10 protein-coding genes are annotated in these 13,259 nt (G+C 65.0%); 2 read left to right on the forward strand and 8 right to left on the reverse strand.

What is annotated here, in order from left to right; translation table 11 throughout:
- Window positions 1–216: 216 nt before the first annotated feature.
- The 4 genes from KA354_06645 to KA354_06660 form a co-directional block, all read right to left on the reverse strand.
- Window positions 217–1,122 (reverse strand): aldo/keto reductase, encoded by a 906-nt coding sequence (locus KA354_06645; protein ID MBP7934310.1) that lies wholly within the window; start codon window positions 1,120–1,122, stop codon window positions 217–219.
- 135 nt (window positions 1,123–1,257) lie between these two features.
- Complete coding sequence (locus KA354_06650) at window positions 1,258–2,391, reverse strand: hypothetical protein (GenBank protein MBP7934311.1); 1,134 nt, start codon at window positions 2,389–2,391, stop codon at window positions 1,258–1,260.
- A 25-nt stretch (window positions 2,392–2,416) separates the two neighbouring features.
- The gene (locus KA354_06655; GenBank protein MBP7934312.1) at window positions 2,417–3,685 is read right to left on the reverse strand and encodes a Gfo/Idh/MocA family oxidoreductase; all 1,269 of its coding nucleotides are present in this window, start codon (window positions 3,683–3,685) and stop codon (window positions 2,417–2,419) included.
- 49 nt (window positions 3,686–3,734) lie between these two features.
- Window positions 3,735–4,676, reverse strand: coding sequence for a ParB/RepB/Spo0J family partition protein (locus KA354_06660; protein ID MBP7934313.1), 942 nt, complete (start codon window positions 4,674–4,676; stop codon window positions 3,735–3,737).
- 428 nt (window positions 4,677–5,104) lie between these two features.
- On the opposite strand from KA354_06660, the gene KA354_06665 reads away from it, so the two are divergent.
- Together KA354_06665 and KA354_06670 are read left to right on the forward strand one after the other, a co-directional pair.
- Complete coding sequence (locus KA354_06665; GenBank protein ID MBP7934314.1) at window positions 5,105–6,121, forward strand: NAD(P)/FAD-dependent oxidoreductase; 1,017 nt, start codon at window positions 5,105–5,107, stop codon at window positions 6,119–6,121.
- 16 nt (window positions 6,122–6,137) lie between these two features.
- Window positions 6,138–6,923 carry a type II secretion system protein gene (locus tag KA354_06670; GenBank protein MBP7934315.1) on the forward strand — a complete coding sequence of 262 codons (786 nt, stop codon included), beginning with the start codon at window positions 6,138–6,140 and terminating at the stop codon, window positions 6,921–6,923.
- On the opposite strand, the gene KA354_06675 is transcribed toward KA354_06670, so the two are convergent.
- Genes KA354_06675 through KA354_06690 form a run of 4 tightly spaced genes read right to left on the reverse strand, consistent with a single transcriptional unit; the run spans window position 6,895 to window position 13,239 of the window.
- Complete coding sequence (locus KA354_06675) at window positions 6,895–7,218, reverse strand: DUF962 domain-containing protein (protein MBP7934316.1); 324 nt, start codon at window positions 7,216–7,218, stop codon at window positions 6,895–6,897. The genes KA354_06670 and KA354_06675 overlap by 29 nt on opposite strands.
- Before the next feature lie 18 nt (window positions 7,219–7,236).
- Window positions 7,237–8,307, reverse strand: a complete 1,071-nt coding sequence (locus KA354_06680; protein MBP7934317.1) for a response regulator — start codon at window positions 8,305–8,307, stop codon at window positions 7,237–7,239.
- Between the two features lie 13 nt (window positions 8,308–8,320).
- Complete coding sequence (locus KA354_06685) at window positions 8,321–11,857, reverse strand: PAS domain S-box protein (protein MBP7934318.1); 3,537 nt, start codon at window positions 11,855–11,857, stop codon at window positions 8,321–8,323.
- Entirely contained in the window at window positions 11,854–13,239 is a 1,386-nt protein-coding gene (locus KA354_06690) for a sugar porter family MFS transporter (GenBank protein MBP7934319.1), read from the reverse strand. The genes KA354_06685 and KA354_06690 overlap by 4 nt, the downstream gene beginning before the upstream one ends.
- Window positions 13,240–13,259: the final 20 nt, after the last annotated feature.

Here is a 13,259-nt window from a genome sequence, read left to right on the forward strand (position 1 = left end):
CGCAAAGCCTCACTCCGGGCAGGTGTGGACCGGGGGCAGGCCCAGGAGGCTGTAGCCGCAGAGCGGGCAGCGCATCTTACCGGGAACGGAAAGGGGTGTGGACATGGAACCATTATGCTCCACCTCCCATGACTTGTTAGTAGAAGTATCAAGCTCCTACAGGGTTGATGAATGATGGCTGCTCCGGTTCCCCGGGGTGGGCAGCGCGGCCCCGGGCTAAGTGGAGGGAAACACCGGCGTCAGTTTCGCCGCCAAGGTCCTGAGTTCAGCCTCCTCCCCCCCACCGATCGGCCGGAAGTTCATGGCCAGCTCGATCATCATTTTGAGGAGCACTTCCTCGCCGGCTGAGACGGCCGACGTGACCGGCTGGCTCAACGTGAACCGCAGGCCCAGTTCCGCCTCGCGGTGATCGGTGAGAGGTTGATACCAGCATCGGCTGTACCTGGAACGATCGGGGGCGTCCTTGGGCCACTTCTGACGAGCCAGGGCCTTGAGGGCCAGCCTGGCGACACCTTTGGCCTGGGCCTTCTGAAGGATCTTGGGCCCCCAGTCGTTCTTCAGGAAGCTGGCGAAGTTGACCGGAAACAGGACGGAATCGAAGTCGTAGCGGTCCATGGCCGCCACCGCCGCCGCGATCGAGTGGGCGGAGAAGCCCAAATGCCGAAGCCGACCAGATTTTCTCGCTTCGCTGAAGACCTCCATCGCCCCGCCCTTGGCGAAGGCCGCGTCCACGTCCTTGGCGACGTCGGTGATCGCGTGCAGCTGGTACAGGTCAAAATGGTCGGTCCGCATCCGTTTCAGCGATCGATCGAGTTCCGCGGCCGCCCCGTCGCGGCCGCGCTGCGTGGTCTTGCAGGCGAGGAAGACCTTCTTGCGGTGTGGTTCAAGGGCCGGGCCGAGCACCTCCTCCGCGTTGCCGTAGGTTGGGGCCACGTCGAAGTAGTTGACCCCACGTTCCACGGCCTCGGCCACCAGTCGGTTGGCGTGCTTCTGTTCCATGCTCGAGACGACCAGGCCGCCGAAGCCCACCACCGACAGCTTGATGCCGGTTTGGCCATACTCCCGTCGGGGGAGCGTCGGGGCGTTGCCCGAGGGGGCCTCGTCGGCGGGGGCGGTTTCCATGCTCTCCGCCTGTCCGGCGGCGAGCGCGGCGGCGGATGCTGCGGCCGACTGGAGGAAGGTCCTGCGGTTCATGGTCATTCTCCTGATGGGAGCGCCGTCGTTGCCTGAGTGCGCCCGCTAGACGGAAAACCGTCTCTAAGAAGACGCGGGCTTGCTTGCCGGTATTGTAGTCCCCGTTTCTCGAAGGGACCCAGTATCCGGGCCTGCCTGCCGCCGGGCGAGGACGCGCTGCAGAGCCTGCTTCAGCTGCCCGTCGAGTCTGGCGGCGGCCTCGGTGATGGTCTCGGTCACCCCCTGGCCGGGCATAGACGCCAAAGCGTCACACGAGGCCACCTGGATCCGGGACTCGAATTTGCCCCAGCGGGCAGCGTTGGCCAGGTTTTCGAGCACGATTCTGGCATCTTCTGCCCCCCCAAGACGTCCCAGGCCATGCAGGGCGCGGCAGTAGTCGATGGCGGTTGCGGCGCCAAACGAACCCATTCTGCGGAAGGCGGCGAGGGCATCCGCCTCGACCCCGCTGTCGGCCAGGGTCTCGGCTGCGGTGAGGAGTGCCCGGGCTGCGTTTGGCTCCCTGGCCTCGAACGCCTTCTGGATTGTCGCCAAGGCGGCCGGATCGGCGATTCGGGCCAGAGCGTCTCGGGCCCTGGTGCGGATGGGATCCTCCCCGTTCTCGGCCCCCACACGCAGAACAGGAAGGACGTCCCGCTCGGCCTTCTCGCCGAGGGCATCGAGGATCGCCAGAAGCCGATCGCCGACGACGAGCTGCAGCCCCCCCACCAGGGCCTCAAGCGTGTTCCGAGACGGGATGGCGATCAGGGTTCGCCGCACGTCCTCGCCGATCTGCTCGTCGGCCAGCCAGCGATACAGTGGATCGACACACTCGGCGTTCCCCACCACGGCCAGCATCCGGCAGATCCACCGCCGCGTCTCGACCGAATAGCCGGGCTGCATCTGTTCCACGAGGGCCAGGGACACTTGCCTCTGGTGTCCGTCGGCCCATGCCCGAGCCGCGATCTGGAGCAGCGCCTCTCGGGCGTTTCTGCCCAGGTCGCCGGTCTCCCTGTCCATCACCGGCACCAACGCGGCCACGGATGCTGTTCCTGCCTCTACAAGACTCTTAAAGGCACCTCGAATGGCTGCGGGGTCGTCGGCACCCAGTGCCGCGATCCGCGGATCGTCCGGCTGGAGTGCCTCTGGGGCGCGGGCATCCGCGGCGTTCTGTGCGGGCCGCGTGCTCGTGCTGGAGGGTGCCAGCGCATTCTCGCTCATGGGGGTGATCTCCTTGCCCACAGGTTCAGCCCAAACGCCACGGAGCCCGATACGGTCGGCTCAGCCATCGACTCAATCCCGGATCATTGATGATCTCTTCCCTCTCCGGATCCCACTGCACCGCTCGCCCGTTACGCAGGGCGATGTTGGCCAAATGGCAAGCCGTCACGGAGCGGTGGCCGATCTCGACGTCGCAGAGCGGGCGACTGCGGATGCGGATGCACTGGATCCAATCCGTCAGGTGGCCGGGGCTTTCATACAGCCGCACATCGCCCATTCCCGGCGGGTCCTTGGCCATTTCCGGGCGGCTGGTCTCCAGTCGATCGCGATTGACCTTGACCCAGCCGTCGGTGCCATGGAATTCGACGTCGTTGCCGGTGCTGGTTGTGGTCAACACCACGCCATTGGCGTAGGTGGCCCTGGTTTCGAAGCGCATGGCCGTTTCGTAGGGTCCCTTGGCCGGAAATTCGACCGAGATGGGTTCGACCTTGACCGGCCCGGTGAATGAGGTTCCGTTGCCCCACTGGGCGATATCGTTGTGGTGAGCGCCCCAGTCGGTGACCATACCGCCCGCATAGTCATAGAACCACCGGAACGAATCGAAGCATCGGTTCGGGGTATAGTCGGCCCACGGGGCCGGGCCGACGAAGAAGTTCCAGTCCAGCCCAGGTGGCGGGTCCATCCTGGGAGACCACCGCCCGACGGGACCTTCGCCGATTCGAGTCACAATCCGCTCGAGTTTTCCGATCCGACCGCTGAGCACGAGCTCACATGCCCGGCGGAACCGGCGGTCGGAGCGCTGCTGGGAGCCGACCTGGAACACGGCCGCCGTCCGCCGCGCCGCCTTGACCATTGCCCGCCCTTCCCTGATGGTCAGCGACAGCGGCTTCTCGCAGTAGACATCCTTGCCCGCCTCGCACGCGTCGATCGCGTTCAGGGCGTGCCAATGGTCAGGGGTGGCAATTACCACTGCATCGATATCTGGCCGGATGAGCAACTCGCGGTAGTCGTTGTAGCTGGCGCACCCCCCTGCCACCCTGGCTGCCGCGGCCTCACGTCGCCCCCGGTCGACGTCGGCCACCGCGAGGACGGCCACGTCGCCCCGGACCCGTAATGCCTCGAGGTGGCTGCTCCCCCGCCCGCCGACGCCGATGACTCCCACGGTGATGCGCTCGCCCGCGGGCAGGGTCGCCGCCCCCCTGGCCTCGGTACGCCGTTTCGCCGCCGCCGCGGCCACGACCGCCCCACCGAATCTCAGCACCTCGCGACGATTCCACCGTCTCCCGCTGCCCATCGCCCGAAAAGCTCCTTTAAGATCTTTTAAGAGGGTTCTCGTGCCTCAGCTACATCTCCCCGGTCGGGATCCGCAGCCGTTCGCAAATCCGGTCGAAATCTTCGAGCGTGCGATAGTGAATGATCAGTTTCCCTTTGCCCTTGCGGCGCGACTCGTTGATTTCGACCTTGGTTCCGAGAGCGCGGATGAAAGCTTCCTCCAGTTCACGAATCAAGGGGCGTTTCTCGGCGGTGGCCGATCCCCGGTGACTGGTCGCGGCGGACCGGGCGGTCAGTTTGTCCTGGACGATCTTCTCGACGGCCCGGACCGATAATCCCTCCGCGCGGCACTGTAGAGCCACCCTGATGACATCCGCCGGTGTTCGCAAGGCAAGGAGGCATCGGGCGTGTCCCATCGCCAGTTGGCCATCGATCACCATTCGTTTAACTTCGGATGGCAACTCAAGCAAGCGGAGGTAGTTGGCTACTGTGGACCGGTCTTCGCCGAGGCGTTTGGCCACCTCCTCGGAGGGGATCTTGAACTCATCGCAATAGCGTTTGTAGGCCAATGCCCGATCGATGGCGTTGAGGTCTTCGCGGTAGATGTTCTCGACGAGGGCCATTTCGAGCATTTGTTCATCGGTGGCCTCGCGGATGATGGCGGGGATTTCGGTCAAGCCGGCCATCTGGGCTGCCCGCCAGCGGCGTTCACCGGCGATGATCTCGTAGGTTCCCGGGGCGGCGGGGCGGACGGCGATAGGCTGGATCACGCCTGTTTTGGCGATCGAGCCGGCCAAGGCCTGGAGATGCTCGGCAGGCAGTTCCTGGCGGGGCTGGCGCGGATTGGGGCGTAGCTGATTGACCTTGATCATGAGAGGGTTGGAGGAGGCTGTGGTCGGGTCCGCAGGTTGGGCGGGGCTTGGAGCAGGCGTTTCCTGTCCGGTCACATCGGTGATGGAGAGCAAGGCGCTTAGGCCGCGTCCGAGGCGTCGAGGGGGTGGGTGATGGGGCATTCTCAGGTCTCCGGGACAGGTGCGGTTCTCTTCAACAAGCGTATTCGTAGCGACCAGTTTGGGATCCTAACTGAGCGAGATCGGTCGATCAAGACAGAATCTGCTGGTTTCACATGGAAGACGAGGGCAACCTGATTCCCGGGGTAAGGCGTCGGCGAGGGCGTTTGGCGTGGGTTTGTCCTCGGATGGGCCGTTCCCGGGGCCGGTGTGCTGGTTTGTTTCACGTGAAACAGTGAAGAAGGGGGGAAAAGACGGTGGGGGGCGCGGGCCCTCCCTCGCCGCATATAGATCTTTAAGAATCTAAATAACACTAAGAGGCTAACGGGCGGGTCGATTCCCCGGCCGCCGACCCTTAGAATACCGGGATGGCTCGGACGCCCGGATATGTCGTCCGGGGCCGGGCGTCTTGGTTCCACGCGGGCGGGCCCATGTCGGCAGGTTCAGGCGAGGTTTTTGACGTCACCATTGTGGGCGGGGGGCCGACGGGTCTTTTTGCCGCCTTCTACGCGGGGCTCCGCGGCATGCGGGTGCGGATCATCGACAGCCTGGAGCTGCTTGGGGGGCAGTTGACCACCCTGTACCCGGACAAGATCATCTATGATGTGGCTGGTTTCCCGGCCATCCTCGCGAAGACGCTGGTGGAGGAGCTCATTCGCCAGATGACCGCTTACGGGCCCACGGTCGTGCTGGGGGAGCAGGTTCTCCGCCTGACCCACGGAGAGCCTGGCCTTCTGCGGCTGGACACGGATCGCGATGGTTACCCGAGCCGCAGCGTGGTGATTGCCGCGGGTGCCGGGGCGTTCACGCCGAAGCGGCTGCCTGGCTTCGATCTCGACGGATACGAGGGCAAGGGAGTGAGCTACTTCGTACGGGACCTGGCCGACTGGCGTGGCCGGCGGGTTCTGATCATCGGCGGGGGGGATTCGGCGGTGGACTGGTCCTTGAACCTGCTGCGCGTGACCCAGGACATCACCACCATTCACCGGGCGGCCGATTTCAGGGCCCACGAGGACAGTGTCGCCAAGCTGCGGGCATCGCCGGTCCGTCTGCTGACGTTTCACGAACTCAAGGCCGTACACGGCCGGGACCGTGTCGAGGCCGCCACGATCTACGACAACCGGACCCGCGAGGAGAGGTTTTTAGAAGTTGACGAAATACTGATCAGCATCGGGTTCAGCACCTCGCTCGGGCCGATTCGCGAATGGGGTCTGAATCTCGACAAGAGCGGCATCGTGGTGACCAGCCGGATGGAGACCAGCATGGCCGGAGTGTTCGCGGCCGGCGACGTGGCCAGCTATCCGGGCAAGCTCAAGCTCATCGTCACCGGCTTCGGCGAGGCGGCGACGGCGGTGAACCACGCGAAGGCCTTCATTGACCCGGCGAGCAAGAGTTTTCCCGGTCATTCGTCGGCCCTGGTGCCCAAGCAGCGGAAGGCAGTGGGCTAACGGAAGCAGGTGAGGCATGCCCGGGACAACTCATCGCCAGCGGCACCCGCATCGAGGCTTCACGCTCATTGAGATCCTGGTCGTGGTTTCCGTCATCGCGCTGCTCATTGCCATCCTGATTCCCGCGCTGACACGGGCCCGCGAGCAGAGCCGGACGGTGGTCTGCCTTTCGCATCTCCAGCAGATCGGTTCGGCCACCGGGATGTACATGAGCCAGAACCGCGACTGGTATCCCATCGGTCCGGCCGATAAGATCTTCGCGTTCACGGACAACCGCCAGACCTACCGCTACATCGAGGGGAACTGCATCTGGGGCGGACGGCGCGGCTCGCTGCATTTCCCGCAGGTCGAATGGTACAACCGCCCGCTGAGCAAGTTCATGTACGCCGGCGTTCCCTCCGAGGACCGGGTCGGCGTGTTCGAATGCCCCTCGGACAAGGGGACGCCGCTCTACGAGTTGACCATGGGGCGGAGCATCTACCACATATGCGGCAACAGCTACTACATGAACACCCACGGGGAGTTCGCCCGCAAGAGCCAGAAATCACGGTCTCACCCGGCCACGATCGTGATGTACGAGGAGGGGAACCTCCATTTTCTACTGGGTGATCCGCGCACCCTGCCGTGGCCTGCGGGACGGGCGGCGTCGCAGGGGAGGGGCTGGCACGGTCGCAAGAACCGTTTCAATGTCGGCTTTCTCGACTTCCATGCGGCGGAGGTCTCGATGGATCCGCGCAAGCTCTCCGGCCCGGGCTGGAACGTGAAGGATTTCTTCAGGATCTGGGGGTGGATTGAGGAGTGAAACCCGGCCGGCCCTGGAAGCGCGGCGACACGGCCACGTAGGGCTTGCCGAGCCACTTCTTGAGCAGCACGACCTCACCCATGTCGTTGCCTTCGATCAGATGGCCGACGTACTGTAGCAGATAGCCCAGCCCGAGCAGGGTGGCCGGTCGCCACCACAGGTCCCAGCGCCACTGGGCGAGCTGCACACCGGCCAGGACCAGGGCGGCGAGGGTCGTGGGAATGCCGATCGCGTGCAGAATCCGCGATGCCACATGCTGATGACGTTGCAGATACCGTGTCCACCACTCGGCCATGTCGTCTCCCCTCGGGTCCTACGGCTCCAGGACGGCGACCAGGTCTCCGAGCCGCCAGGGTTTGAAGATGAACCGATCGATGCCCAGCGCATGGAACTCGGCCCGCCGCTCGGTCGCACTGCTTCCGATCAGCTCCAGATCGGGCCGGATACTCTTCATCTTCTGCACGAGTCCGGGCAGGTCGACGCCTGGCATCTCGTAGTCGATCACCACATAGCGAATGCCCTGGTCGGTTTCCAGGAGGCGGATGGCTTCGGCCCCGGTCTCGGCCACATATCCCCCGGCGCCCGCGGCTTCGAGCACGGAATGGAGAAGCTGCCGGATCAAGCGGTCGTCGTCGATCGCCAGCACCCGGCCCTTGAACGGCCACCGTTTCGGCCTCTCACCCTTGATCTCGAGCAGGATCTGGACCAGCTGGTTGCCGAGGTGATGGGGGTCTTCGGGCAGGAGCATCACCACCAGCCGCGTTCCGGGGCCGCGGGGGCTTTGGGAGCGGAGGTGCCAGTTGAGGTGCCGCCTGGACCGGGGGCATGCGACGACCCAGCGCTCGATGGCCGCGTCGAGATTGGGCACGCCCTGCTCGCCGAACACGGCCGCGAGACTGGCCGCTTCGACGCCTGCGTCGATGTCCAGGAAGAGCTCCCGGGCTCGCCGGTTGGCGTAGACGATCGATCCGGCCGGATCGACCTCCAGGACGCCGACGGGGGGAATGGTGACCGGTCGCTCCGGAGCCTCGACCGCCTGGCGGACGGCGTCAACGATCTCGTCCAGCTCGAAGGGTTTCTCCACGAAGCCGTACAAGCCGGCCTGGTTCGCTTCCGACCGCAGATCGTTCGAGGCGAAGCCGGTGATCAAGATGGTCCGCAGGCTTGCCCAGACCACGCGTAGGGCCGCGGACACGTGCAATCCGTGAATGGCGTCTTTCAGCATCCAATCGGCGACCAGCACATCGGGGCGGAATCGGGCGCCGATATCGATCGCGTCGCGTCCGTTGCCGGCGCTGCGGGTTTCGTAGCCCGCATGTGAGAGGATGATTTCCAGTTGCTCACGGTAATCGCGTTCATCGTCAACGATCAGGACTTTCGCCACGGGCAACCTCCGTCTACACGACCGCCGCGCAGGGCAGATCGATGGTGAACGTCGTGCCGCGACCCGGTCGGCTATCCACCGCGATCAACCCGCCGTGCTCGGTGATGATACCGTGCACGATACTCAAGCCCAAACCGGTCCCGCCGCGGTGTTGGCGCGTCGTGTAGAAGGGATCGAAGAGGTGCTTGAGTTGGTCGTCGGTCATGCCCCGACCCCAATCCTGCACGACCAATCGAGCGCCGAGCGATCCGCGGGCGGTTCGGATGCTGACCCGCCCGCCCGCCTCTGCCGCCTCGACGGCGTTCTTCACCAGGTTCACCACGACCTGCTCGATCTGCATGGGATTGATGATCGCGTTGGGCAGATCCGCGGCCAAGTCGGTCTCCAGGGCCGTGTCGCGATCCCGGGCGTAACCCGACACCGCCTGGCACGCTGCGGTGACCGCCAAATTGAGGCTGGCGGACCACTTCTCGGTCGGCTCCTGCCGGGCGAACTGGAGGACGCCGCGCACGATCTGTCCGCACCGCCGGGCGTTGCTCACGATGCGGTTCAGCGACTGCTCGATGAGCTCCGGTCCGCGGGGGTGGCTGCGATAGCGCATTGCCGCCTGGGCCGCCAGCAGCATCATACCCACCGGGTTGTTGATCTCGTGGGCGATTCCCGCGGCCAGGGTGCCGATCGACGCCAGCTGCTCCGCCCGCACAAGCTGCTCTCGGGAGGTTTCGAGCTCCATCGTTCGCTTCTCGACGAGCTCTTCCAGATTGGCCCGATGGCGGGCCACTTCCCGCTCGGCCCGGGTTCGGTCGGTGACATCGCGGAAGCTCCAGACCCACCCGGCCCGCCGCCGGCCGATGTACTGGGGGAGGCAGGAGCACTCGAAGACCCGCCCGTCGACGGTTTCCACCGCCCCGCGATTGTCCTGGGCCGAGCGCTCGTTCACCTCGCTCATCCGGGCCAGGAACGCGCCGGGGTCGCTGACTTCCTGCCCGGCATGTTCGAGGAAAGCGGCGAGGTTCTGGGCTGGTGGTGATCCGGCGCTGATTCCCCAGAGAACCAGAAACCTCTTGTTGGCCAGCCGGATCCGGCCGTTCGGATCGACGACCAGAATACCGTCCCCGGTGGACTCCAGCGTGGCTTCCAGCAGCGAGAGCGTCGCCTCCCGCTCCTGCTCGACTTGTTTGCGTTCAGTGATGTCCTCGACGATTCCGTCGTAGTGGACCATCCGTCCCTCGGTGTCGCGGTGGGGCACCATGGTGTCGCGGATCCAGCGCACGGATCCTCCGCGGTGGATGATCCGGTGCTCGATAGGCGGGACGTCTTCCCCGCTCAGCAGTCGATTGATGTGGTCGCGGACCGCGGGGCGATCCTCGGGATGGACCATGGTGAACCACAGATGCGGGTCGCGGGCATAGTCTCCGGGGGTGTAGCCGGTGACGGCCGCGCAGCCCGCCCCGTGCTCGGTCCGGATCGCCACACCGTCGCGCGTATCGACCGCGTACCGATAGGAGCTGACCGAAGCCAGCATGACCTGGTAGCGTTCCTGGCTTTCCTCCAGGGCCTCCTCGACCTTGCGGCGCTCGGCGATCTCCATCCGCAGCAAACGGTTGGCTTCCTCCAGATCCGCGGTTCGGGCCAGAACGCGCCGTTCGAGCTCGTCGCGCGCCTTGCTGAGCGTCCGCTCCGCCAGTTTGCGGTCGGTTACATCCTGTCCATGGGCGTGAACCAGATCGTGGCCCACCAAGGGGTGGAATGACCAGCTCAGGGTGACGTCTTTCACCGTCTGCTCTCGCACCACGACATCGCGGTGCTCGCCAAGACACTGCCGGACGAAGTCGCGGAAGCCGGTCGGCAGCAGCAGCTCGGGCTGGTCGAGCGGCAGCCCCAGATGCACCAGGTATCTCCCGCAGGCCGGATTCTGATAGGTGATGTCCCCGGCAGGTCCCAGTTCCATCACCGGAGAGGGGTCCTCTTGCGGGAAGCTCGACAGCCGCCGGATCTCCATTTCCACCCGTCGTCGCTCGGTGATATCGCGGCCCAGCAGCGCCACCCGCACGACCTGCCCGGAAGGCTCGCGGATCGGCCACAGGACATTGTCGTACCATATGCCCTGACGGTCGTCCTCAAACCGAACCGGTCGTCCAGATCTACATACCTCCTCCACCCACCTAGCCCAGTCGGCGGCCATCGGGGCGGCGACCAGGTTCCACAAGCAGGCGCCGACGACCTTGCCTCGTTCCAGCCCCAGCCGCCGGCAGATGGTCTCGTTGGCCTCGAGGATGGTGCCGCGGGCGTCCAGCAGCATGGCCACATCCGTCGGGGCGCTGACCAGGGCGGTCACGTCCCGCTCCTTATCCACGAGGTGGAGTTCGGCGAGCTTGTGGGCCGTCACATCCAGTACGCAGAGGACCAGCCCCACCACCTTCCCGGTGGGATTGCGGATCGGCGTCAACGTCCAATCCCAGTAGGTGGTACCCCGCTCGGGGTGGTCTGCAAAGACATACGGAGAAGCCGAGGCGGCGTAGGGTTCGCCCGTCTCGGCGACCCGGCGAAACAGCTCGGCACTCTGTTGGTCAGGAAAGAAATCGAAGAGACTCCTGCCGACGAAGGAGTCCGGTTCGTGTCCGCCAATCTCGGCGAATGTCTCGTTCACCCGCACCAGCTTCAGGTCCACATCAAGGTAAGCGATGGCCTGGTGGGTCTGGGCGAAGATGGCCTCCAGCAACTCGTTGCTGTCGCGGAGCGCGGACTCGACCTGGGTGCGATTGACGATTTCATGCCGCAGCTGCTGGTTGGCCTCGCGCAGCTCCGCCGTGCGCTGGGCCACTCTTTCCTCGAGCTCGAGCCTGGTACGGCTCAATTCCATCTCCGCGGCTTCGCGATCGCGGATGCTGTTCAACAGCCGCTCGATTTCGCACTCGGTTCCCCGCTCGCCCGGGGACTCCTCGGGGGGGATGTAATAGGCGTTGCGGCACACCGTCTCGCGATAGACTACCAGCGGATGAGTCCGAATGACGCCCGCGATCACATTTGCCGGGAACTTCCAGCGGTTGTACTGGCAGATGGCCAAGCACGGCTCGACGGGGAAGAGGCGGTTCAGTTTTGCCTCATACTCGATCAGGCGGCCCGAACCGACATCGCCGGCCAGCACCCAGGTCATCTCCCCGGTAACGCGGAGGGCGGTGTAGCCCTCGGACAACGCGGTTCGGGTCGCCTCCGCCAGGAAGGCCATCATCCGGTCGGGGTCGAAGCCGCCTTCGCGGAGGTATGTCTCCTGGCGGGTAGCCAGCACCAAGGCGCCGGACCGCGTGGCCGCGTCGACCGCGATTCCGTCGGCCCGCATCGCGGCCAGCACGGTCTCGGCGCTGTTTTCATCGGCGATGTACACGCACTTCTCGTGGCGCTCGATCCCCATGCGGATGAACGGAATCGCCGCCCCGAACTGCTCCTCCTGCGTCTCGTAGATCAGACAGAGATGCTCGTGCGGGCCCAGCTGCTCGAGCGCCTGCAGGAACCGCTGGCGATCCAACTGGTTTGCCGACAGGGCGGTCATTCCACGGTCACCTCAGACCCCGACCGAGGCACCCAGCCGCGTTCAATCTGCTCCAGCGACTTGCCTTTCGTCTCTGGAACGTACAGCAGTACGAACATGAAAGCCACGGCGCACATGGCTGCGTACACGAAGAACACATACCCCGCCAGCCACGCAAGCATGAGCGGGAAGAACTGCGACACTGCGAAGCACGACACCCACAGGCACACGGTCGCGATGGACATCGCCACGCCGCGAATTCGGGTCGGGAAGATCTCGGACATCACCACCCAGACCACCGGCCCCATCGCCACCGCAAAGGAGGCCACGTAGCCCAGCACGAAGACCAGGACCCCCGGGCCTCCGAGCCGGCCAAGAACAAACGCCCCGCCGAGCAAGGTGAGAGACACTCCCATGCCGATCGAAGTTGCCAGCAGCAGCGGCCGGCGCCCCACCCGGTCCACGACCCAGATAGCCACCACCGTGAACACCAGGTTGACGACGCCGACAATCACCGTGTTATTCAGGGCCGTCGACGTCTCCATGCCGGCGCTCTTGAAGATCTCCGGCGCATAGTAGAGCACGACATTGATGCCGGTGACCTGTTGAAGCACCGCCAGGACGACCCCAATCACCAGTGGAGCTCGAACCTCCGGGCGAAACAGAAGGGCGACGGCGCTGCCCTCATGGGCAATCGCATCCTTGATCTCGGCCAACTCCGCACGGGCACGATCCATACCGCCCACGCGGGTTAGCACCACCAAGGCCTCGTCCGACCGGCCTCGTTTGGTGAGCCAGCGCGGGCTCTCGGGAATGAACAGCACCAGCAGGCCAAAGACCACCGCCGGTGCCAGACCGGACGCAAACATCCACCGCCAGCCCTGGGCGATGTTCCAGTGCTCATTTCCGCTCCGGGCGATCAGCGTATTCACGAGATACACCACGAGCATGCCGGAGATGATCGCGAACTGGTTCACTGAAACCAGCCGGCCGCGAGCTCCAGCCGGGGAGATCTCCGCGATATAGAGAGGCGAGGTCATCGAAGCGACGCCGATGCCGATGCCGCCCAACACCCGTGCCACCACGAAGGTCGTCAGGTCAACCGGGATCGCCGCCCCGACGGCTGAAACCGAAAACAGTCCTGCGGCCAGGAGCATCACTTTCTTGCGACCCGCCCAATCGCTCAGCACGCCGGCGCCAGCCGCCCCCAGAATGCAGCCCACCAAAGCGCAGGACGCCGCCCACCCCTTCTGCAGCTCATCCAGTTCGAAGTGCTGCTGCAGGAAGCCGATCGCACCTGAGATGACGGCCGTATCATATCCGAACAGCAGGCCACCCATGGCCGCCACGAGGACCAGAAGGAAAACGTAACTGGCATTCCCTTCTTGTTGGTGCGTTTCCATGGCCACAATGATTACCGCTC

This window comes from Phycisphaerae bacterium (assembly GCA_018003015.1).
In the GTDB taxonomy this organism is placed as follows: Bacteria; Planctomycetota; Phycisphaerae; order UBA1845; family PWPN01; genus JAGNEZ01.

Excerpts from the sequence above, each read along its gene's own strand:
- KA354_06645 (MBP7934310.1), bottom strand. The coding sequence starts at position 1,122 with ATGGAAACCGCCCCCGCCGACGAGGCCCCCTCGGGCAACGCCCCGACG.
- KA354_06650 (MBP7934311.1), bottom strand. The coding sequence starts at position 2,391 with ATGAGCGAGAATGCGCTGGCACCCTCCAGCACGAGCACGCGGCCCGCA.
- KA354_06655 (MBP7934312.1), bottom strand. The coding sequence starts at position 3,685 with ATGGGCAGCGGGAGACGGTGGAATCGTCGCGAGGTGCTGAGATTCGGT.
- KA354_06660 (MBP7934313.1), bottom strand. The coding sequence starts at position 4,676 with ATGCCCCATCACCCACCCCCTCGACGCCTCGGACGCGGCCTAAGCGCC.
- KA354_06665 (MBP7934314.1), top strand. The coding sequence starts at position 5,105 with ATGTCGGCAGGTTCAGGCGAGGTTTTTGACGTCACCATTGTGGGCGGG.
- KA354_06670 (MBP7934315.1), top strand. The coding sequence starts at position 6,138 with ATGCCCGGGACAACTCATCGCCAGCGGCACCCGCATCGAGGCTTCACG.
- KA354_06675 (MBP7934316.1), bottom strand. The coding sequence starts at position 7,218 with ATGGCCGAGTGGTGGACACGGTATCTGCAACGTCATCAGCATGTGGCA.
- KA354_06685 (MBP7934318.1), bottom strand. The coding sequence starts at position 11,857 with ATGACCGCCCTGTCGGCAAACCAGTTGGATCGCCAGCGGTTCCTGCAG.
- KA354_06690 (MBP7934319.1), bottom strand. The coding sequence starts at position 13,239 with ATGGAAACGCACCAACAAGAAGGGAATGCCAGTTACGTTTTCCTTCTG.